The organism is Chitinophaga eiseniae (assembly GCF_012641265.1).
In the GTDB taxonomy this organism is placed as follows: Bacteria; Bacteroidota; Bacteroidia; order Chitinophagales; family Chitinophagaceae; genus Chitinophaga; species Chitinophaga eiseniae_A.
Genome location: NZ_JABAHZ010000010.1, coordinates 25,629 through 46,930, shown reverse-complemented (window position 1 = coordinate 46,930; position 21,302 = coordinate 25,629). Strand labels below are relative to the sequence as shown.

At 45.2% G+C, this 21,302-nt stretch carries 17 protein-coding genes; 7 read left to right on the top strand and 10 right to left on the bottom strand.

Features of this window, described 5'->3' with window-relative positions; all coding sequences use genetic code 11:
• Window positions 1-134: 134 nt before the first annotated feature.
• Window positions 135-1,406 carry a helix-turn-helix domain-containing protein gene (locus HGH91_RS31565; protein ID WP_168742555.1) on the bottom strand — a complete coding sequence of 424 codons (1,272 nt, stop codon included), beginning with the start codon at window positions 1,404-1,406 and terminating at the stop codon, window positions 135-137.
• A gap of 278 nt (window positions 1,407-1,684) precedes the next feature.
• On the opposite strand from HGH91_RS31565, the gene HGH91_RS27965 reads away from it, so the two are divergent.
• On the top strand, window positions 1,685-2,134 hold the full coding sequence (locus tag HGH91_RS27965; protein ID WP_168742554.1) for an SRPBCC family protein: 450 nt from the start codon (window positions 1,685-1,687) through the stop codon (window positions 2,132-2,134).
• Between the two features lie 68 nt (window positions 2,135-2,202).
• Here the strand turns inward: HGH91_RS27965 and HGH91_RS27960 are convergent, their stop codons facing one another.
• On the bottom strand, window positions 2,203-3,771 hold the full coding sequence (locus tag HGH91_RS27960) for an FAD-dependent monooxygenase (RefSeq protein WP_168742553.1): 1,569 nt from the start codon (window positions 3,769-3,771) through the stop codon (window positions 2,203-2,205).
• A 40-nt stretch (window positions 3,772-3,811) separates the two neighbouring features.
• Window positions 3,812-4,630 carry a helix-turn-helix domain-containing protein gene (locus tag HGH91_RS27955; RefSeq protein ID WP_168742552.1) on the bottom strand — a complete coding sequence of 273 codons (819 nt, stop codon included), beginning with the start codon at window positions 4,628-4,630 and terminating at the stop codon, window positions 3,812-3,814.
• Window positions 4,631-4,824: 194 nt separating this feature from the next.
• Here HGH91_RS27955 and HGH91_RS27950 point away from each other — a divergent pair, with 194 nt between their 5' ends.
• The gene (locus HGH91_RS27950; RefSeq protein ID WP_168742551.1) at window positions 4,825-5,328 is read left to right on the top strand and encodes a VOC family protein; all 504 of its coding nucleotides are present in this window, start codon (window positions 4,825-4,827) and stop codon (window positions 5,326-5,328) included.
• A 70-nt stretch (window positions 5,329-5,398) separates the two neighbouring features.
• Here HGH91_RS27950 and HGH91_RS27945 read toward each other — a convergent pair whose 3' ends face one another.
• On the bottom strand, window positions 5,399-5,683 hold the full coding sequence (locus HGH91_RS27945) for a hypothetical protein (RefSeq protein WP_168742550.1): 285 nt from the start codon (window positions 5,681-5,683) through the stop codon (window positions 5,399-5,401).
• A gap of 250 nt (window positions 5,684-5,933) precedes the next feature.
• On the opposite strand from HGH91_RS27945, the gene HGH91_RS27940 reads away from it, so the two are divergent.
• Entirely contained in the window at window positions 5,934-7,025 is a 1,092-nt protein-coding gene (locus HGH91_RS27940; RefSeq protein ID WP_168742549.1) for a calcium:proton antiporter, read from the top strand.
• Between the two features lie 331 nt (window positions 7,026-7,356).
• Here the strand turns inward: HGH91_RS27940 and HGH91_RS27935 are convergent, their stop codons facing one another.
• The 3 genes from HGH91_RS27935 to gwsG form a co-directional block, all read right to left on the bottom strand.
• Window positions 7,357-7,911, bottom strand: a complete 555-nt coding sequence (locus HGH91_RS27935; RefSeq protein ID WP_168742548.1) for a hypothetical protein — start codon at window positions 7,909-7,911, stop codon at window positions 7,357-7,359.
• Between the two features lie 58 nt (window positions 7,912-7,969).
• Window positions 7,970-8,968: a grasp-with-spasm system SPASM domain peptide maturase gene (gwsS, locus tag HGH91_RS27930; protein ID WP_247651869.1), complete on the bottom strand. Its 999-nt coding sequence runs from the start codon at window positions 8,966-8,968 to the stop codon at window positions 7,970-7,972.
• 201 nt (window positions 8,969-9,169) lie between these two features.
• Complete coding sequence (gwsG, locus tag HGH91_RS27925) at window positions 9,170-10,168, bottom strand: grasp-with-spasm system ATP-grasp peptide maturase (protein ID WP_168742546.1); 999 nt, start codon at window positions 10,166-10,168, stop codon at window positions 9,170-9,172.
• A gap of 880 nt (window positions 10,169-11,048) precedes the next feature.
• On the opposite strand from gwsG, the gene HGH91_RS27920 reads away from it, so the two are divergent.
• Both HGH91_RS27920 and HGH91_RS27915 read left to right on the top strand, forming a co-directional pair.
• Window positions 11,049-11,846 carry an alpha/beta fold hydrolase gene (locus HGH91_RS27920; protein ID WP_168742545.1) on the top strand — a complete coding sequence of 266 codons (798 nt, stop codon included), beginning with the start codon at window positions 11,049-11,051 and terminating at the stop codon, window positions 11,844-11,846.
• Window positions 11,847-11,972: 126 nt separating this feature from the next.
• Window positions 11,973-12,527: an RNA polymerase sigma factor gene (locus HGH91_RS27915; protein ID WP_168742544.1), complete on the top strand. Its 555-nt coding sequence runs from the start codon at window positions 11,973-11,975 to the stop codon at window positions 12,525-12,527.
• A 49-nt stretch (window positions 12,528-12,576) separates the two neighbouring features.
• Here the strand turns inward: HGH91_RS27915 and HGH91_RS27910 are convergent, their stop codons facing one another.
• The 3 genes from HGH91_RS27910 to HGH91_RS27900 all read right to left on the bottom strand — a co-directional run bounded on the left by HGH91_RS27910 (window position 12,577) and on the right by HGH91_RS27900 (window position 19,299).
• Window positions 12,577-14,451 carry a RagB/SusD family nutrient uptake outer membrane protein gene (locus HGH91_RS27910; protein ID WP_168742543.1) on the bottom strand — a complete coding sequence of 625 codons (1,875 nt, stop codon included), beginning with the start codon at window positions 14,449-14,451 and terminating at the stop codon, window positions 12,577-12,579.
• Window positions 14,452-14,522: 71 nt separating this feature from the next.
• Window positions 14,523-17,879 (bottom strand): TonB-dependent receptor, encoded by a 3,357-nt coding sequence (locus HGH91_RS27905; protein ID WP_168742542.1) that lies wholly within the window; start codon window positions 17,877-17,879, stop codon window positions 14,523-14,525.
• A gap of 244 nt (window positions 17,880-18,123) precedes the next feature.
• Entirely contained in the window at window positions 18,124-19,299 is a 1,176-nt protein-coding gene (locus HGH91_RS27900; RefSeq protein WP_168742541.1) for a FecR family protein, read from the bottom strand.
• 103 nt (window positions 19,300-19,402) lie between these two features.
• Here HGH91_RS27900 and HGH91_RS27895 point away from each other — a divergent pair, with 103 nt between their 5' ends.
• Both HGH91_RS27895 and HGH91_RS27890 read left to right on the top strand, forming a co-directional pair.
• Window positions 19,403-20,038: an RNA polymerase sigma factor gene (locus tag HGH91_RS27895; protein ID WP_168742540.1), complete on the top strand. Its 636-nt coding sequence runs from the start codon at window positions 19,403-19,405 to the stop codon at window positions 20,036-20,038.
• A gap of 58 nt (window positions 20,039-20,096) precedes the next feature.
• Window positions 20,097-21,242: a FecR family protein gene (locus tag HGH91_RS27890; protein ID WP_168742539.1), complete on the top strand. Its 1,146-nt coding sequence runs from the start codon at window positions 20,097-20,099 to the stop codon at window positions 21,240-21,242.
• The last annotated feature ends 60 nt before the right edge of the window (window positions 21,243-21,302 follow it).

Genomic DNA, 21,302 nt, shown 5'->3' with positions numbered 1-21,302 from the left:
TTTTGCACAAAGATGAAGGTGGGAAAACGCGGTGTCGTCCTTGTCGATAGCGCAGTACGTATGTTTACGTCGGGGGTGTAGGAGTTTATTGCATATAATTGAAAATCAATTTATTGTACAATATTAAGGATTTATTAAGCCCCATTTTTCAGGTAGGCAGAAGGGGTAAGACCGGTTGTTTTCTTGAAATATTGGTTAAAGGAAGACTTGGAATGAAACCCTGCTTCGAAAGCTACAGACAGTATATTGGGTACCTTATTATTTTGCCGGGCTCTTTCCATCTCTTCCACTACCTGGTTAATCCGGTATTCATTTATGTACTGGTAAAAAGATTTTCCCAGGTATTTATTGAGCGATTCCGACAGATGATGGCGGGGCACTTTAATCAATACCGCCAGCCTGTCTAATGATAAATCAGGATCTGTATATAGCTTTTCCACGACCATTTGATGGTTTACTTTTTCTATGATGTCGGCCTGGAGTTCATCAGTTAACCCGGATTTCTTTTGCCTGTTTTGTAAAACCGTTTCTGCTGAAGGTATTTCGATCGAAGCTATTTCTGCATTTTCTACGCACTGCTCCGCATCTTTTACCACGGGGTTGGGGGAACGCTTATATTCCATTAACACAGGAACGATAAAGTCTTTTTCTTCCTGGATTAAATGGGCCAGGGATGGACCAGACAATACCAGGCTCCCGCTGGCAGCCGTTTCCATATGGTGATCGTAAATAGAAAGTATTTTCACCCTGCCAATAGCCAGGCAGATAATTAATAGCGTGGTATAACTAACAATGCGGACCCAGAGATGTACATCCGTGTGTGAAATTTCCCGGGGAAACATCCCACTTCCCACAGATAATATTAACGCCAGCGCAACAACGCCCATGAATATGATAGCCATCAGCCGGATTAACTGCTTTTCGGAGAGGGACAATCCCGGAAGTCGCTGTGATATGTTTAGTGATTTGATACCGTAAAAAATATAGGAGACCAGGCTGCAATAGCCAACTGCGTTGTTATACACCGTAATGAAAGTGGGGGTTTTACCGCCGTGGGTAATCACATAGCCGCCAATGATAAAATATGCAATGGCGGCTATCCCGGCGGGAACAAACAGGAGGGAAACCTTTATCCCAGGCAGTTTCCGGCCCTGTTGCAGCTTCAATGCGTACAACCACAATAGGGGTGCATACAGCAACGAAATAAAAGTAACATACCCATTGTGTATTTCCGCATCGGGAAATGCTTTATTCATGATAAAGCTGCCCGTCAGGTGCGTAAATATACAAGCCACCAGCCAGTTTAATATACGATCGCTATCAATGGGTTTGGGCGCGGAAAAAACGCCAAAAATGCCGAGTATAATCAGTGCCTGGAAAGCACCTAACAGACTAATATAGTTCACACCAAATTCTTTAATGACTTCTAATTCCTGTTTCCTGCCGGTAACGTATTGCGCAAAGCTAAGGTTCTTACATTAAGGAATTATTAAGCTTCATCATTATGGGCGAAGTCGCAATTAACCCTTTAAATTGTCGCATACCCCCACTGTACAAATCCCGTTTTCCTTTCATCTTTGTGTTGTCAAAAGTTAGCTAGCATACCTGATAAATGGAGCAGCCACCATTTCAAAAAACGGGCGGAACCGAAAAGCCAGATGAGTAGGAACCAAAAGAATACGATATGTCAAACAATACTGTTTCATTGCACAGAATGCTTAAAACCTCTCCGGAAAAAGTTTACCGCGCATTTACCGATGCCGTGGCGATTGCTTCCTGGCTACCTCCTTATGGATTCCTTTGTACCGTTCACGAAATGGAGGTGAAGGTTGGTGGTACCTTTAAGATGTCGTTCCATAACTTCTCTACCGGCAACGGCCATTCATTCGGCGGCAGTTACCTGGAACTCAAACCCAATGAGTTTTTGAAGTATACCGATAAATTTGATGATCCTAACCTTCCGGGAGAAATGATCACATCGGTATCACTCCGGAAAACGATCGCGGGTACGGAAATAAAGATTACGCAGGAAGGCATCCCCACTGCCATACCCGTGGAAATGTGCTACCTCGGCTGGCAGGAATCCCTGGAAAAGCTAACCAAACTGGTAGAACCAGAAATACCAGATGCCTGATTCCATATTATTAACCCGGTTAAAGCCGCATAAAGCGGGCGATTTAAGCGGCTTTAACCAGGTATAAATTATCTTCCGACTAACGCCTCACTCTTCATAAACCAGCGTGCTGTTGCCTGCTGAAGTTCACTCACATCCGGGAGGCTGTCTGTCGCCCACACTATTATTCCATCTGGACGTGCTAACGCTGCACTGATGCCTAACCGGTTTTTTACCGGCCCGGTGATATACCTGATCCCTTCTTCCTGTGCCCAGGTGCTGAGCGCAGCATTATCATCGAAATCGAGCAGTATCCATTGGCCATCGTGCATGAGTGCGCCCATGCGGGTACTATCTTCAAATTCGAAATCAGGAACACTGTGTCCGGCAAGCGGGTGCCCTTCCAGCGGGTAATGTGTGAAAACGCCCCATATTCTGCCGGCGATATAAGTGGCCCCATCACGGGTATTGACCAGGTCCTGCATAATGGCGTACATGGCGCGTGCTCCCCGTTCCGGTTTCATAATGGCCACCTGGGCTCTCGACCAATCCAGTACCTGGGCGCCAATAGGATGGCGTTCGTTATAATAGGTATCCAGCACGCTTTCGGGCGCTCTTTCCTGGATAGTGGCTGCGAGCTTCCAGCCCAGGTTCATGGCATCGCCCAGCCCCAGATTTAGTCCCTGTCCACCTAAAGGCGAATGAATATGTGCAGCGTCGCCGGCCAACAACACGCGGCCGTTGCGATAAGCCGTTGCCTGCCGCGCCCGGTCGGTCCAGGTGGTAGCCATATGCAGGGCGGTAAGTGTAACATCAGTGCCCGAAATGCGGCGCAATACGGTCTGCACATGCTCCAGCGTAACTGGCTCCCCCGATTGATGGAATGCGCCTCCATCAAAATCCTGTATACCAAAATAGCCTGGCTGGGATTGCAGGTATAAGCCGGTAGGCGTTAAGTTGCGGCCCGGGCGGAGCTTCTCCGGATCAGCCATATCTACCTGGACAGAGTAGCCCGTAAACTCCGGCTCTGTACCGGCGAAATCAAAGCCACCGGCCTTGCGCACCACGCTGCGGCTTCCATCGCAGCCTACCAGCCATTTGCTGTAGAAGGATTGATCGCCTGCCTGAACCGTTACGCCATCGGTAGTTTGGTGAAAGCCGGTAACCGCCTCCCCCCGCCGGATCTCTACGCCCAGGGCGAGTGCGCGGCGGGTCAATACTGTTTCCAGCTCCCTCATTTCAGTCAATAGATGTGTTCCTGGTGAGCCAGGCAGCACATGCTGCCATTGTGCCGTATCAATATTATTTTCGTAAAACGAGATGCCGGCAAAATGTCCAGCCTGCCGCGGAGGCGGTGGGCCTTGCGTAACAGCCGGAATAGCATGCGGATTTTTCACCCGTTTATGGAGTTCCAGTTCTTCCAGCAACCCACGGCGGTAAAGTGCTTCAATAGTGGGCGCCGAGAGGCCCCGTATGCCGAAAGGAAATTGTTTTAGAGGAGAGTGCGGGTCTTCCGCCTTTTCCAATATCAGCACTGTGCATTTAGCCAGGGCCAGTTCACCCGCGAGGAATAGCCCTACAGGGCCTCCACCGGAAATGATGACATCGTAGATAACAGGTGGTTGTGCGGATTCCCGGTTTTCAAGTGTTATGTTCATATAGCATGATTGAAACACAAAATTCCGGAAAGCGCAAATGTCAGGATTGTATAAACGCGACAAAATCGTCGCTTACCTCCCGCTTCCTTTTCCTGGCCTTCCGCGCAAATGCGGCAGGCGTAACGCCGCTGTAGCGTTTAAACTCCCGGCTCAGGTGCGATTGGTCTGTATAACCCATCTCCGCTGCCAGGGCGGCGATATTCGAATCGGGGTAATGCCATAACTGGTTGCGCACCTGCTCAAAGCGCATCAGGCCGGATACATCTTTTACTGTATAGCCGGAAGACTGCTTAAACTTCCTTTCCAGCGTACGTACCGTGGCATGCGCGGCCGAGGCCACCTGGCTCACCGGCAGTGTGCCGTTAGCTTTGCTCATCGCCACGCCTGCTTTATATAGCATACTGTCTACCGCAATATGCGACCGTGCCTCCAGGAAATACTGCTTCACCAGGGCAATCGCATCGACGATCTTACCTGCACGGATACACGCACTCAGGGGTGATTGCAGCCGGGCAACCGGATGCTCAAACACATGTAGCCCATATTTGCCGGAAGGCAGACCGAGCAAATCGAACACCGTCCATGGAAAACACCGGATCGCAATAATTTCCAGGCAGTTTTTCGCGTAAAATTGAACAGGCTGATTGAGCAGCCCCATCATAAACGGCGAAGGCAATGGTTGCAGGTTGTCGTCATGAACAACGCTGCAGTCGCCTCCAAAATGAAAAATGATTTCTGCATAGCCATCAGGGACGACATCGAAACTGGTGGGTTGCATGCCAAAGTCCTCGCGGTTGTACCAGAAGCACTTAATGGTATCTGATAGTTCTCCGGGTGGGGGAAATTCCTGGTGGTACATGTTATTAAAGCATATGCTCAGCTGTATAAAAATGCTGCGTCATATTGCAAAGATTAGGTATTCTGCCGGAATAACCATCACCTGGCATCAGCTAAATTTCACTATCATGGTCGTCGTAAACCACCTTCATATTGGCGTAAATCCCCCCGACACAAACGCTCCATTCATTTTAACTTTGTTGCAAAGCAATTAACATGAATACTATCAACGATACCATCAGTGGGCTGGAACTGGCACAAATAGGTTGGGTAGTTCCCGACATCCATGCTGCGGTGAAATTCCTGGAAGGTGCCCTGGGCATTACCGGCTTTCCTGCCCCGCAACATGTCCGTGCCCAGGACCTGAATATGACTTACCACGGTAAGGTAGTAGCCGCTGATTGGCTCACCACGCAAACTTATAATGGAGGGACCTTCATAGAACTCGTTCAACCGCTTTCCGGTCAAAGCATGTTCCATGATTACTTAGCCCAACATCCTGCCGGCGGCACACAGCACCTGGCTTTCCGTTTGCCGGTAAGTGGTTTCGAGCAGATCACAAACGATTTACGTCAACAAGGTTATGCTGTGATCAGTGAAGTAGATCATCCTATTGCCCGAATGGCTTTCTTTGATACTTACCGGACGTTGGGCGTTGTGACTGAAATTATGGGTATTACGCCGGAAGGATGGAAGGCAATTGAGCAAATGAAAGGGTAAAATAACGTTGAGATTTGTGCCACAGGTTGTGGCACAGTGGCACAGTTACAGCGTCAAAAGCGGGTAGCCGTTATTCAAATACTATCTCAAAGAATAATTCTTCCGGTCGTTTTTCCAAAGAGGCGAGTGCGTATTCATAAATATCTCCCTCAAAAAAAGAGGATGAAAAATCAACGCTATCATTCATGCTGGGTTGGATAGTATCCGCAGTAAGTCTAAAGCCATCTATTCCTAACAAATGGATTTTCTCTGCCTGACAAGCCAGGATACATTCCATAGCATCATTCCTGGAATAGAGATATAATCCCCCTCTTTCTAATGCTCTTTCTGCAAATATTTTTGCTACCTTATTCATGAAATTATTTTTATAGAGAAGGCCCTACCCTACTTACCAGGTAACTTCAACCTGCTCAACGTTTCCCTCAACACACCAATATAGGACGCCAGTAACGCCTTCGGTACCAGTTTACGGCAAAGATTTCCCTCCTTTCATGTAATAAAAGCAAAAGAAATTAATATTTTTAGATAATCCGGTACAAAACAGCAAACAAAAGCTGGGAAAAGCTGGGAAAATCTGTCAATAGTAAAAATATGAAGGCTGAACTATGAAATTGAACCTTACGCTTCCCATCTGGACGATCATAAGCCCGGTGCTGGCCTGGATCGCTTACTTTACCGCAGGCAATCAATCAGGCGTCCTTGCTTTTACTATCCTGGCTGTTATACTCATAGCCAGTGTACTCGCGGCCGTTCACCATGCGGAGGTAGTTGCGCATCGGGTAGGCGAACCTTTAGGCACGCTTATTCTGGCGCTGGCAGTTACTGTTATTGAAGTAGCATTGATTGTTTCTCTCATGTCTTCAGGTGGGCCCAAAACTGCTGCACTGGCCAGGGATACTGTTTTTGCCGCCATCATGATCATCCTTACCTTCATTATAGGCATCTGTATCCTGGTAGGAGGCGTAAAGTACCGGGAGCAATTTGTTACCAAACATGCTGCCACCTCCGCTTTGATGACACTAACTGCTATCCTGGTACTCACCCTGGTATTACCCAACTTTACCATCAGTAAACCCGGCCCGGAATATACCCAGGCCCAGTTGGTTTTCGTGGCCGTAGTAAGTTTAATCCTCTATTCGAGCTTTATCATGATACAGTCGGTGCGCCATCGTGATTATTTCCTTCCCAAAGATGAAGACGGAAACCTGAGCGATGAAGACACCCATGCCCAACCTCCTACCCTCACCACTACGATGACGAGCTTTATCTTGCTGGTAGTATGTTTAGGCGCAGTAGTACTATTAGCGAAAAAACTTTCGCCTTCCATTGAAACAGCCGTGGAATCTATCGGAGCTCCCAACTCCCTCGTGGGCGTGGTGATTGCGCTGGTAGTCTTATTACCGGAATGCCTGGCAGCCGTGCGGGCTGCGCGGAAAAATCGTTTGCAGACCAGCATGAACCTCGCATTAGGCTCTGCCCTGGCAAGTATAGGGCTCACTATTCCTTCTATCGCTATTTTCACGATGTTTAGTCATACGCCGGTGTTATTGGGTATCGATACCACCTCTATCGTTTTGCTGATACTTTCCATTTTCACGGTGTTACTTTCGTTTATCACCGGCAAAACGAATATGTTGTATGGGATTGTGTTGTTGACGGTTTTTGCGGCTTATTTATTTTTGACGATTTTTCCGTAGCGCTGTTTTTTGGAGGACGAGGGAAGTCATTAAAATCGATGTAGCCAATTCGATTTTTAAATTTGATTTTTCGCGTTCAGCTTTTCCTTAACAGTCTAAAATCTGAAACCATCAAATATTTGATCTTCAGTCAAGTTGTTTAATACAACACAAGTTGTGATCTATCCCAACAGAACAATAATGGTTTGAGGTAACTTTGCGAAGGGTTACTGGCCTGTGAAGGCAAGCTATCACATATGGGATTTGATAAGGCTCCTGCCAGGAGTAAACTTTCAGATGCAAATGCTATGTCGGTTTCATATCCTGCATCAAATAAAATAGCAAATTCGTTTTATAAATCTTTAGATTTTATGCTTATTACACCAAAGGGGGCTATGGCTCTAGTCTTCAAGTCAAGCTTGGACGGTTGAATATAGGATATATCTTGAATACTGGATTTGGTCTGACTATTCATTGCGATGCTCTTTATTCTGGCTCCTGATATTAAAATACCATTTATCATTATGGGCTTTTTTGTATAATATGATTTTCCATTTACCTTATTATATAAAAAATCGTAATTGAACGCATCATAGATATAATCTTCAAAAGGTGTATTAGATGTATTAATAATAAATACTGGTTTGGTAGCAGGCTCTAAATTCAGTTCTTTATTAAAATCTTCATCGCGAATCTTTTTCCAGTCATTTACCTTTCCCGCAAATTCAGATGAATCTACAAGTCCATCGATCAGACGAATAAAATTCCTATCATTAAAATTAACAGTCTTCACGACTCTTCCGCCAGTGTCAATCAAATCAACAATAGGAAGCGAATCCTTTGATTGCGCTGTAATTGTTATTGGTATAAGGAAAAAAAATACTAAGAAAGTATGCAATGTTTTCATATTTAAAAAATTAAAGCGACTAATAAATTTTCATATGCTAACTACTCAATATTGTAGCCTATTCCAAGTGAATGGCTTCATATGGGTCATACCGACATTTAACTGGTTTTGAATACATGGAATCTTCATCCAAATAAGCCCTACAGTCACTACAAACGTATCTGTATTCACAATCTTTACAACCTGAAATATCATCTTTCTTAATGTGCCATAGATCTTTAAATCCATTTGCAGAAAGAGCAACTTCCAACAGAGATTTTTCAACTATTGACCCATAGGATCTCTTCATCGACGGACAATTTTTGATAAGGCCATGTTTGTCAATTGAAATTTTTCTGTTTAGGCAAGAGTTCCAATTTTGAGATTCAGTGAATGCTTTTATATTAAATGAAAAAAAGTCTTTCGAAATAGCTCCACAATGTGTCTCGTCATCGATCTGCTGAGTAGAATACACAATTAGACAGTTCCCTGTCCCTGATAAATATTGATTATTAAGCGGTGCGTTGAATAGGACTATCCTACTTAACAGGGGATACTTATTAGTTAAATACTCAATTGGTATGTCAATGATATCTGCCGAGTAAGCTATTATAAGTTCAATGGCATCCAGATTATTACTATCAGTGTTTTCAAGGGCATCGTCAAAGAATGATAAGCTTTTTATACTGTAGCACCTGATTTGTAGTTGCCTGCAGCCAAGAACATTTAAATCATGTAAAATGTCCTTAAAATTATAAGCTATATCTTCTCCAATATCTATAATCGCATTTGTAATGACAGATGATTCGTCCCAGTCTCCGATATCCAGTTTCGGAAATGAAGAAGGAAAAGGAGTGTAGAATAAATACTTTTGCTCCCATAAATAGCGGAAATACAATTCGATTATTTCAATATCCTCATCCACATATTTCATTTTCAATTGCCCAATACTGTATTTTCCTATATCCATAGTTATCTCATACAGCGTGGACGGAATTGAAATATATGATTGTCGCTGAATATCACATATAATACTATTCTTATAGCCTTTAACAGGTAGGCAACAAGAGTAAAGCATTGGATAATTATCGTCATTTGTGAACATCTTTAAAGCATAAATTTTGAAATTGGCTTATAGAATTTTAAACACTTTTTCATTTTGGTAGTAACTATTTTTAATTCTTTTTTAAAAAGAATATTTTTTGTTCCATTATTCTCAACCTCCCACATTTCATAAATTAAAAAGGGTAGTTCACCTCCTGTAAATATGCTTTTAGATCTAATTTTTCCCATTTGACAACATTTTTGCAATTCTTCTTTCTATATAATAATTACAATTGTAAGATAGCCAGTCAAATTGCCCACACGGATTCACCTCCAAAAAAACAAATTCGTTATGAGTGGTATAAATCAGATCTAATGAACCGGTATCCAGATCCAATGCTCTCATTAGTTTAAGTATTCTTTGTTTGACTATTGTTGGCAGTTTAAATGGGACAATTCTATTTGCTTGTTCATGGTCATAATTTCTGTAATCTATTTTTGTTTTCTCGCTATCCTGAGAGAATATGGCCATTGCATAGCAGTCCCCCTTAATATAGAAAACACGTACCTCCAACACCTTGTCAATATATTTTTGTGCCAGTATAGGGAAGAATCTATCTGGTAGTTTATTTATCCCTTCTGCGGTTAATATAGCTGTTCCTCTAGTTGAATAATTTGAATTCTCAAAATGAAAGGTCGGTGTATTTGAGATTGCTTTTGTGACAATAATGCCATATAAATTGATGAATTTCTCTAATTCAGACTTCCTGGACGTTATTATTGTTGGAGGTATTTTAATACCTACTGTATGCGCTATATTTAAGTTGTGTAGCTTGTTACAATATTCTTCCTTGCTAAGATCTCCTAATACAAACACACTTGAATCAATTCTTTTTACACCCAACAAAAAATCCCTTACTACACGCCATTCTTCCAATAAAAACCTATTTACCTGACTTTCTATCGCCTCTGTACCATATGCATTGAATTTGCCACAAAGAAGATCCCCTCTTCGATACCATATGGATTTCATTTCATCATATACAATTTCTCTATTAAGATACGAAATGGAAACGCTGGATTTATCTGTACCTAAATCAATTCCATTTAAATTAATAACATCCTCCGCGTTAATCCTAATAACTTTTTTTTCACCATGATGGTGAAGATATTCCATAACCTTATTTGTTGAAACATCAGAGTACTCACTAATTATCAGAATCGTATCTCTCATATACTTAAATACAGCATAATAATTTAAAATATGACTTCTGCACGCTTCTAATAAATTATCATCGCTCTACAGAAGCCATATTACCAACACTCTTTAGCTTATGTCCACCCGCATGGCTGTTGCGACGTTGGCGGCTGATAACTATTAACACAAACTCCGGTCTTATCACTATATATATAGGAATCTGTCCCACATCCTGAAGGGTCACTATAAAAAGTTCCTGTTCCAACAGGGCAATCACCGCTGCTGCCGTCACTTCCAGTACCCCCCATTACGTTCCTCAGTTGGACCCTTGTGAGGACATCATTCTTACTTAAGTTTAGCTGTTTAAGCCTTAGTTTTTTCATAACATTCTTTTATGACTATATACATTGCTCTCGATTATAGCCTGTGACGCAGTAACGGCTGAACAACAAAACTGGAAATCATAGATATACGCGATTCCCTATCATGTCAATAAGTCCTTTTCTCTGATTCGCGTCTTTGTTACTATGCAGAAAGAGAATAATTTTAAAATCAGCCGCATTATATTTCAGGATTACTGACGCTATATGGAATGAATAGTAGTTTCATAAGGTTAAGAAATTAAAGGGCAACTGCGCTTAACATAATATCGTTGATGCTAAACACTACATCATTAACAATCAGGGTAACGGGTATCTGGTGAAGTGTCTGAGATAAAAATAAACACAAGCAATGTCTTAAATAACCGCTAATATGACTTTTTATGATGTTTTTTTGACAGGAGCGCTGATTTCAGTATCCCGAAAACCACCATGCGATTATACTAATCCGTTATTATACATCATTCCCATCAAACAATATCCCTATTACTCATTAACTTTACCCCGAATCTTACACCGGAAAGGAAACATAACAAATGACCCACTGGACCAGTGCCATCTGCGAAGCAAACAACATTAACATCCACTACACAAGAACCGGCGGCAACAAACCACCTTTAATTTTACTGCATGGCTTAATGACGAATGGCCTGTGCTGGACAAACCACGCCCGTATACTGGAGCAAGACTATGATGTGATCATGCCCGACGCCAGGGGGCATGGCCAGTCAAGTGTACCTGATGAGGGATACAGCTATGAAGACCATGCTAATGACATCGCCGGATTAATTGGCGCCCTCAAACTTCCGCCTCCTATTTTGCTCGGACATTCTATGGGCGGTATGACTGCCGCCGTGGTGGCAAGCCGTAAACCCAATCTGCTCCGTGGCCTTATCTTAGCCGATCCTACCTTTCTAAGCCCGCAAGTTCAACAGGAAGTACGCGATAGCGACGTGGCCGAACAGCATCGGAAAATGCTGACATTGTCATTGGAAGAAGTGATGACAGCTGCAAGAGCCAGGCATCCAAACCGGTCGGCGGAAACGATTGAGTTATTTGCCAAAGCCAGACTTCAAACCAGCATGGCTGCATTTGATGTGCTCACACCACCCAACCCCGACTATGGACGGTTAGTGCAGCAGATCGACGTTCCATGTCTGCTTATATTTGGCGATAAAGGGGTGGTAACAACTGCTGTTGCAGAAACGTTGCAACGGCTGAATGCCGGACTTCGCGTGGAAGAAATACAGGGAGCCGGTCACAGCCTCCATATGGACCAGCCGGAGCGTTTTGCTGCTGCTGTCAATATCTTCCTACAATCAATTCCCTGCTAAATATAACACAATAACTACACCATTGAATTTACTATATTTGCACTATTCCAACAATCTCTTTAAAAATCCAATTGTTTGTACGCTATATTAGTGTAACTATTCTTGATTAAATAGGTTATTATAGTTATGTCCACGTCTGAAGATTCAGCCACTTTTTTAGCCAATGGTGATAGAGATCTATTTAACGATTTATATATACGGTATTGGGAAAAATTGTTCCTTGTTGCCAACAAGCACCTGAAAGATGCCGGGGCAGCGGAAGATGTGGTACATGACGTATTCCTGAGTTTATGGAATAACAGGAAGAAAGTCGCCATCCAGCAGTTAGAGAACTACCTTGTTACTGCCGTCAAATACCAGGTGCTCACTCAAATCAGGAAAAAGGCTTATGCCCGGAAATATACCAGGGAGGCCGCTATGGATAGTGCTGCTGAGTTAGTACCGGAAATCAGCCATGTGGTACACAACAAAAAAATATTGGAACTACTGTATAAGGAAATAGACCTGCTCCCCGAAAAATGCAGACTTATTTTTCAATATAGCCGGGAAGAGGGCATGACCTCCAAAGAGATAGCACAAACGCTGAAGATCAGCAAAAAAACGGTGGATAACCAGATACACAAAGCATTGGAGCGTTTAAAGTTCAGACTTAAACATATGCTTTTTATGTTTTTGGGATAAGAGAAAAGTGCCGGTGCGTATACTTCGCACCGGCACTTTTCTTTGGGCTTTACCAGCCTAAATTCTGCACCAGTTTCCCTCCTCCCTTGTCTATCTCTGACTGAGGGATCGGCATGAGGTAGTGCCGGTCCATAAACACACGGGTTTGTATGGTGGTGAGCTTGTAAAATACGGCAACGCCCGCGGCCTCGCTGTTAGGATCTAGTCCTGTAGCCTGCAATTCTGCGGAAGTGGGCCTCGCATTCATACCATGTACACTTCCATTATCCACATTTTTGGCGATCAGCCAGCGGCGTACATTCCAAAATCGTTTTCCCTCAAAAGCGAATTCTACCCGCCATTCATTTTGAATCCGTTTCCGCATGCCCACTTTTGTATTGTCGTTTGTGCCGTTCACCGGTAATGCAGGCATCGATACACGGGCCCTTACTTTATTGATGGCGTCATATACGTCCTGGCTGGGAGCGTCCAGGTATTCATTCATTGCTTCTGCATAAATAAGATAAATTTCCGCCAGCCGGATGATCGGAAAATTTCGGTTGCCGTTTCCTGCTCCGCGCAGATTCACGCCTGGATCGCACCATTTTCTCATGTTATACCCGGTCTCGCAATTGGTACCCGATTTGGGCCAACCGTCAGAGGCTCCGCCATTGTTACCGAAATAAGCATATCGCAACGGCCGCCGGTGATTAGCAGAATCCCATAAAGCATATTGAAAATTGATACTGGCATAAAATCGGGGATCCCGGTCTTTATACATATTGGAAATGTTTGCAGCCTGCCGGAAAGTTTTCCCATCCCATAATGGGCCATTCCAAAATCCGTCTTTAGTGTAGCCTGAGCCAGGATCTGTAATAGGCAGCCCATTTTTCATTTCGTAAGCATCCACCATTTCCTGGAGCACACTAAATTTACCGTATCCTCCGGCAGACTGGGCATCCTGTCCATTCGGTTGTACATTCTGATCCAGATCCCTGGTAGAGCCCAGTAACAGGGGTAAGATAGTTTCTTTGTACTCCCGTGAGAAGAACAGGCGGGCGTAGTTGTCGATAGGATTCGCTGGATTGGGATTATTCAAGGCATATACATTCATATCCAATACCGCTTTGGCCGCGTCGGCCGCTTTCTTCCACTTTTCTTTATCATATGCCTGCGGGAAAAGCTGCGTTCCATCCGTGTTTTTTATACCCGCATACATTGTATTACCGTTCAACAAGGGACTGGCCGCATATAGTAAAGTAATCGCTTTCAATGCCATAGCCCCACCGCGGGTAATTCGCCCTGTTTCTCCGGGATTATCAGTGTAGTCAATAGGCAAAATGGGTGCTACCTGGTCCAGTTCCGTTACTATATAATTTACCACATTATCAATCGGCTTCCTGATGTTCAGCTCATCAGGCACTTTCGCACTTACATCTGTAACATCATCTCCGAGCAAGGGCACCGCGCCATAGGCCCTGAGCAACTCAAAATATAATTTGGCCCTGAGAAAACGGACCTCCGCCTTATACTGAGGAATACGCGTACTATAGTAATCTGCCCTATCCTGGGGAATAGGAGTCTTATCAATATTTTTCAGGAAAATATTAGCCCTCCGGATAAACTGCCAGGCAGTTCCCCAATTATCGAGGGAGTTGTCTGTTGGTCCCCAGGCCCCGGAATTAAACTTTAGTTCCGGAACATTTTCCCAGTGGTTCTTGCATTCATCGGTACATGCAGCAAGGGTGGTGTTGGTATAAATATTTGTGGAACTTGTACTTAATGAGGTATACATATTCGCCCAGGCCCGTTCTGCCGTGTTAATATTGTCGTAAATGTCTTTCTCCGTAACCACTTCCTTGGGAACGACATCGAGATATTTTTTACAGGATATTGTTGTTATGCAAAGCAACATTAGTCCGTAGTATAATAATTTGCGCATCATTTGTTGCTGATTTTAAGTTAAGCAAATAATCGGTGCAGGAATGGTATAATTATCCAATCGCATTAATGTTATTAAAATGAAAAAGTCAGTCCTGCATTGATTACACGCTGCTGAGGATAACTACCTGTACCTCTGTCTGATATTTCAGGATCAAAAATTTTAAGTTTGTCCCAGGTGATGAGGTTAATACCATTTACAAAGACCCTGGCATTGCTAAATCCTATACGGTTCAGCCAATACCGGGGAATATTGTATCCGATTTCAACTGTTTTCAGACGGACATAATTACTGGAGTAGGTCCAAAAAGTGGAAAACTGCTGATTATTGGTATTATCTTGTGAAGACAAACGCGGATACTTGTAGTTTCCGTCGGGATTGGAGGCTACCCAGTGGTTGTCTTTAACTTCCGCCAATACACCTGCAAATCTTGAAAAAGGGAAGATACCCGATCCGTTAACCATTACAGATCCACCGTAAGCGCCCTGGAATAATACACTGACATCGAAGCTGGCGTAATGGTAAGTAAGACTTACCCCCAAAATAGAATTGGGCTGATTGCGCTTTCCTGGCAGATAACCGGCATCAAGTGAGTTAATGATGCCATCGCCATTGATATCCTTGTACTTGATATCTCCCGGCTGTACCGTTCCAAACACCGATTGGGAAGGACTCTTCGCTATATCATCCGCATTCTTGAAGAAGCCAACGGCAGTATAGCCATACATAGATCCGACTTCTGTACCAGCCCTCGCCTGCCATTCCCGGCCTTTATAGTCTGGTTGCGCATAGTAGGCAATCTGGTTAGTGGAATACGAATAGTTGACACGAACAGCATAGCCCTGCTTCCTGAATTCCTGCCGGTGCTCTATAGATAAATCAATCCCATGTTTATTCACAATGGCGGCATTCAACGCAGGCTGATTCAACAGGCCCACGGTGGCAGGCACCAGTTCTGAGTTAATCAGGATATCCTTGCGTTTCTCCCTGAAATATTCCACTGTCAGGTTCAATCCCCCTTTCCACAAACCGAGGTCTAATCCCAGGTCCGTTTTGTTTCCCTTCTCCCAGGTAAGATTAGGATTGGGAATACGCTGTTCATAGGCGCCGCCATAACTGGTACCATCCCGGTTTACGCCAAACTGGTATCCTGCATCGTTAGGATTCCACTGGCTCAGATAGGAGAACCTGCCTGATGGCAACGCATACGTACCGGTAATACCGTAAGACCCTCTTAATTTCAACTGGTCGATAAATGACAAGCCGGGACTGGACTTCACAAACTGCTCTTTTGCGATATCCCAGCCAGCGGAGATAGCAGGGAAAAAGCCAAAGCGTTTGCCTGCCGGGAAATTTTCCGCGCCGTTGTAGGCGCCCGAGAACTGTACCGTATAACGGTTATCATAGTTATACATGACCCTTCCAACCACCCCCTGGTTCTTATATGGCAGCCCGGGAATAGCGTTAGACACCCCTCCATCCACTGCGTCAAAAAATGAGGACTGCGTATAAAGCACCATCGCCTGTATAGTATGACGTCCAAAAGTGTTGTCATAATTGAGGTAGGTCTCCAAAGTCGTACGCCTGTTACCGTTAGCAGTAACACCATATCCCAGGGTACCATCCCCGTTTTCCACCACCTGGTAGGTGCCGCTTTTAGTCAGGTCGGTAACCGTATCTGCTATTACGCCCGGCAACAGCTTGTACAGGAAAGTACGCCTGGAAAGATCCCGTCTCGCGTTACGATAGTTGGTGTTATCAAAAGAGAGGCGTACCCTTGAGCTAAGTCCTTTCAGGAAATAACGCATATCCCATTTGAAGCCTGCGGTCGACTGCAGGTTTGTTTCAAAATTCCGCTGGTAACCGGATTGGGTTAACTGCACATAGGGAGAGGCCGGCACGTTATTAAATGCCGCCGGGCTGCCATCAGGATTGGTGACAGGATACCACCAGGCAGGTGTTGATTTAATGGCGCCGAAAATATCACTCGCATTGGCGCCGGGATAGTTACGGTCCCGCACAATAGCTCCCAGCCCCAGCTCCATGCTAAGGTCTTTCGACACCTGGAGATCGATATTGGAACGGAAGTTATACTTGTTGGTAATAGCCTGCATATTGTATCCCTTAATCTGATCTTCATACCGGTACAATCCGTTTTGCCGCAGATACCCCATGGATACAAAGTATTTGGCAAATTCATTACCGCCGGTCACGTTGATATTTCCCTGTTGCATGAGGGAGTAGGGCTTCAGCATCGCTTCCATCCAGTCTACGTTTGGATAGATGTATTGATAAGCGGGTTTACTTCTATCCCGGTAATATTGCAATACAGAATCCGTATACTGTATGGCCACTGGTAAACCGTCGTTAATTAATCCCTCGCGGTACATGCTAAGGCCATCGTATGAGTCGGCATACTTCGGCAACCTCGTAGGACTTTGCCACCCGTTTTGTAAGGTTACATTGATACGGGGTTTGGAAGAAGTGCCTCTTTTGGTGGTTACCAGGATCACGCCATTAGCGCCATTGATACCATAGATAGCAGTAGAACCGGCATCTTTCAGGATGCTGATGTCTGAAATTTCGTTGGGGTCAATGTCGCCAAAGGAACGCTGGATACCGTCCACCAGGATAATCGGGCTGTTGTTGCCGGTAGTACTTAATCCCCGGATAAAGAGATTAGATCCGTCGGCGCCGGGCTCTCCGCTGTTTTGTACGGTGATCAGGCCCGGTAACCGCCCTGCCAGCGCATTACTGATATTGGCCACAGGACTCTGTCTTAGTTCCCTCGGACCAATAGACGCAATGGATCCGGTGAGATACTTTCGTTTCTGGGTACCATATCCCACTACGACTACTTCCTCGATGCTCTTGGCATTCAGTTGCAGTATCACATCGACCGGGAAACGGGTGGTATTGAGCACGCTGACTTCCTGGGAAACATAAGTGGTATAGCTGATCACCAGCGTCCCGCCAATATCAGGCACCTTCATCGAGAACTTACCGGCGTTGTTGGTAATCGTGGAAAGTTGCGTTCCCTTGAGCATAATAGTGGCGCCCACCAACGGTTCGCCGATGTTGTTATAAACAGTACCGCTGGCCTGGAAATACTGACCCTGCCTGGTTGTTGGTGGAACGGGTTTCCCCCGGATAATAATGGTTTTGTACTTTAATTCATATACCAGCGGCTGGTTCCTGAAAACCTGTAACAGTACTTCTTCCAGCGGTTTATTGACTTCGTCTACCGTAACCGGTACTGCTTTTTTGAGCAGGTCGTCCTGGTATACAAACGCATAACCCGTTTGTGACTTGATTTTTTCAAATATGGTCAGCAGCGGGAGGTTCGCACCTTTTATTGTCACGGTTTGCGCCATAGTGGTGGCATTCACCTGGAAGGTAGCAACAAGTAGAAAACAGATCATTAACTTCATGAGTAGAAAAAAACGGGCATGAAAGGGCCACAGATATTTAAATCTGCCCCAAATGGGAATAAGATTCATTATCTTTAGAATGTTTGGGTGATAAATTGGTTGTAAAGCGATTTAATTACAGACGGTTTAGGGCCCAAATGTATCCATCCGGAAGTGTGTCCGCACTTCCGGATTTATTTTTTAGGACCTGCGTGTTCGTGGAATTTTATGTACTATTCATTGGGCAGCGATTTTGGGAATATGCTTATTTGGTTGATACGATAATTTTATTGCCTGTTAGTTGAAAATGCACCGTACCGGTGGCTTCCAGGATATCCAGCATTTGCCGGATGTCGTTCTGCCTGGAAAAGACACCCGAGAGGTAAATATGATCTACATTCCCCTGGTATTCGACCGACACATCATACCAGCGCGTTACTTGTCGCATGATACCCTTAATATCCATCCGGCTAAACCGGAACTCTCCATTCTTCCAGGCGAGCGCCCGTTGCAGGTCGGCCCTGGAAACTTTAAATCCTAAAGTGGTTTTCTCCAGTGTGGATTGTAACCCGGGCGATAGCAAAGCATTGTTACTAGAGTAGGCCGTTTCCACCTTTCCTTCCACCAACGAGGTTTCTATGGTTCCTTCGTCGCTATAGGCCATCACGTTAAACTTGGTGCCCAGCACCTTTACCTTCATGTCGTTGGGCAAACCTGCATGGCGAACGGATACGATAAATGGAATTTTACTGCCTTCTGCAGACATCGCCGTGGCGACTTCAAAATATCCCTCACCAGATAATTCCACTTCCCGCAGGCTGCCGCTAAACGGTACCGGGTACCGGAGCGATGATGCGGCATTGAGCCACACCTTTGTGCCATCTGATAAGGTAACACTGTATTGTCCACTTTTGGGAGTGATAATAGTATTATACACCACCGCGGACGAGGGAGAAGATTGCTGGATAGGCACATAGGTCACCTTTCCATCTTCCGGCTTGATGATCTGCATGCCATTCTTGCTGTCAATAGGTCCATCTGCCGTGCTGTCCAGCGCAATGGCCTTACCATTGGCCAGGATAAGCGTTGCTTTGCTGTTGCCCACTGCGTTTCCCTTTTCTGCCACTTTAGCGATCAATGGTGCCTGCCGGCTCCGCTGCACCAGGAAATACCATCCAACACCCAACAGGATAGCAGCTGCCGCAGCGAATTGCAACACCCTCGTGTGTCGTTCCTGCTGCCGTTTGATAGTCAGATCAATACTTTGGTTCAGGCGATGTTGTATCTTTTTCCCTATCTCCTCTCTCAACGCCGCCAGTGCTTCATCCGCAGGTTCCACACTGGCATCGAATGAATAGAACCAGTCGTTTACCAGCCGGGTTTCTTCTTCGTTGGCTTCTCCACGCAAATATTTCTCTATGATATGAATTGGTAAGTCCATGATAATAGAAGTATACTGAAGGAGATGAGATACCTATGCCGGACAAAAAAAAAGTGGCTTTTTTTTTAAACAGGAGGGATAACCATGTTAACAGGTATACATAATGATACAACTATTTCATAATTTTGACCATCAACCAAATACTACAGCCAGGAGATTGTCTAATCCAATTCAATATAGTGAATCAGCATTGCTTTCGCGGATAGCGGAAGGCGACGAACGGGCCTTTGCCACTTTTTATCACCATTACTACCAGCTTATTTTTCCATTTATCTTGAAGCACCTACCCACCCGGGAAGATGCCGAAGAAGTAGTACAGCAGACTTTTTTGCGGGCCTGGCTGCACCGTGATAAGCTCGCAGACATGGCGTTTGTAAAGGCATGGTTGTTCAAGGTAGCTACGCGGGAATACATGAATCATGTTCGCAACCGCCTGTCGGGGAAACTGGCACTGGTGCAGCTGGAAGAACGTGGGGAGCCAGCCGACAACAACACAGTATTAGATATAAAAGAGATTAACCACCTCATTTCGCGGGCCATGGACACACTTTCGCCACAACGGCGCCAGGTATTTTATCTCAGCCGCCGGGAACATCTTTCTATCGACGAAATTGCCGCCCGCATGGGCATCTCTCCTAAAACCGTTAAAAATACCCTGACAGCGGCACTGGTACAGGTACGGGAATATCTCGCTGCCGCCGGCTATGCTATCAGCATCCTGTTATTACTTCGGTTCTGAAATTTTTTTTCCCCGGGATTGGGACTTCTGCCTGTTTCCCGGTTTATAGTACGCAGACATGGACACATCACGACTCACATACCTGCTGGAAGGATATGCCGCCCGGTCGCTTACCGGGGCGGAAGAAGCAGAGCTGCTGGCATTACTGGACGATGACTCATCCCGGGTTGCCGAAGAAATTGTGGCCAGGATGGACGCCTACAGTCAACAGCCATATGTAGTAGCCCCCGCTACGCTGCAGCCCATGATTAACCAGGTACTGGCTGTTGACAAGCCGGTAGCTATTGTACGGCCACTCCGCTCCTGGCGTTGGGCCGCTGCGGCTGTTACCTTGCTGATGGCGGCAACGGCCGGGTATTTCTTCCTGCACCGCCCAGCCACCCCGCCCAAAGCCACTTATGCGGATATTGCTCCGGGCGGCAGCAAAGCCACGCTAACGCTGGCAGATGGCTCCACAATACCGCTGGATAGCAACGGTAACCAGGTGATCAGCCAGGGTAATACCCGCGTACAACAATCTCCGGGTAGACTTAGCTATACTTCCGGTAATACGACGGATGCCACCACCTACAACATCTTACGGACACCACGCGGCGGGAAATTTCAGCTCAGATTGCCCGATGGTACAGCGGTATGGATAAATGCAGCCAGCTCCTTGAAGTACCCCGTGGCCTTCAATAAAAAAGAACGTATGGTAGAAGTCAGCGGTGAAGCCTATTTCGAGATCGCGCCCGATATGAATGCACCCTTTATCGTGAAAGTCAGCGATGGCAGCAGCGTGGAGGTATTAGGCACACAATTCAATATCACAGCGTATCCCGATGATCATCACAGCGCCACTACCTTGCTGGAAGGAGCGGTACGGGTACGGCACGGACAAAACAATACCGTGCTCCAACCGGGGCAACAAGCCAGCATTACAGCATCCGGAGACATTAACATCAACCGGCAAATAAATACAGATAGAGTCATTGCCTGGAAAAATGGCCTGTTCAATTTTGAAGGCGCCAGCTTACAAGAAGTGATGAAAGAACTGGAACGATGGTATGATATAGAAGTAGTGTACGAAAAAGGAATTCCCGATTTGCATTTTGGCGGAGAAATGAGCCGAAACCTGCAATTGTCTGAAGTACTAAGAGGACTACAAGACGCCAACGTGCATTTCAGACTGGAACAAGGGAAAAGACTGGTCATTATGCCCTGACACGGGGCCATTCCCCTTGCTATGCTATGATATTGGAATAGTGGCTTTATGCCGCCAGGG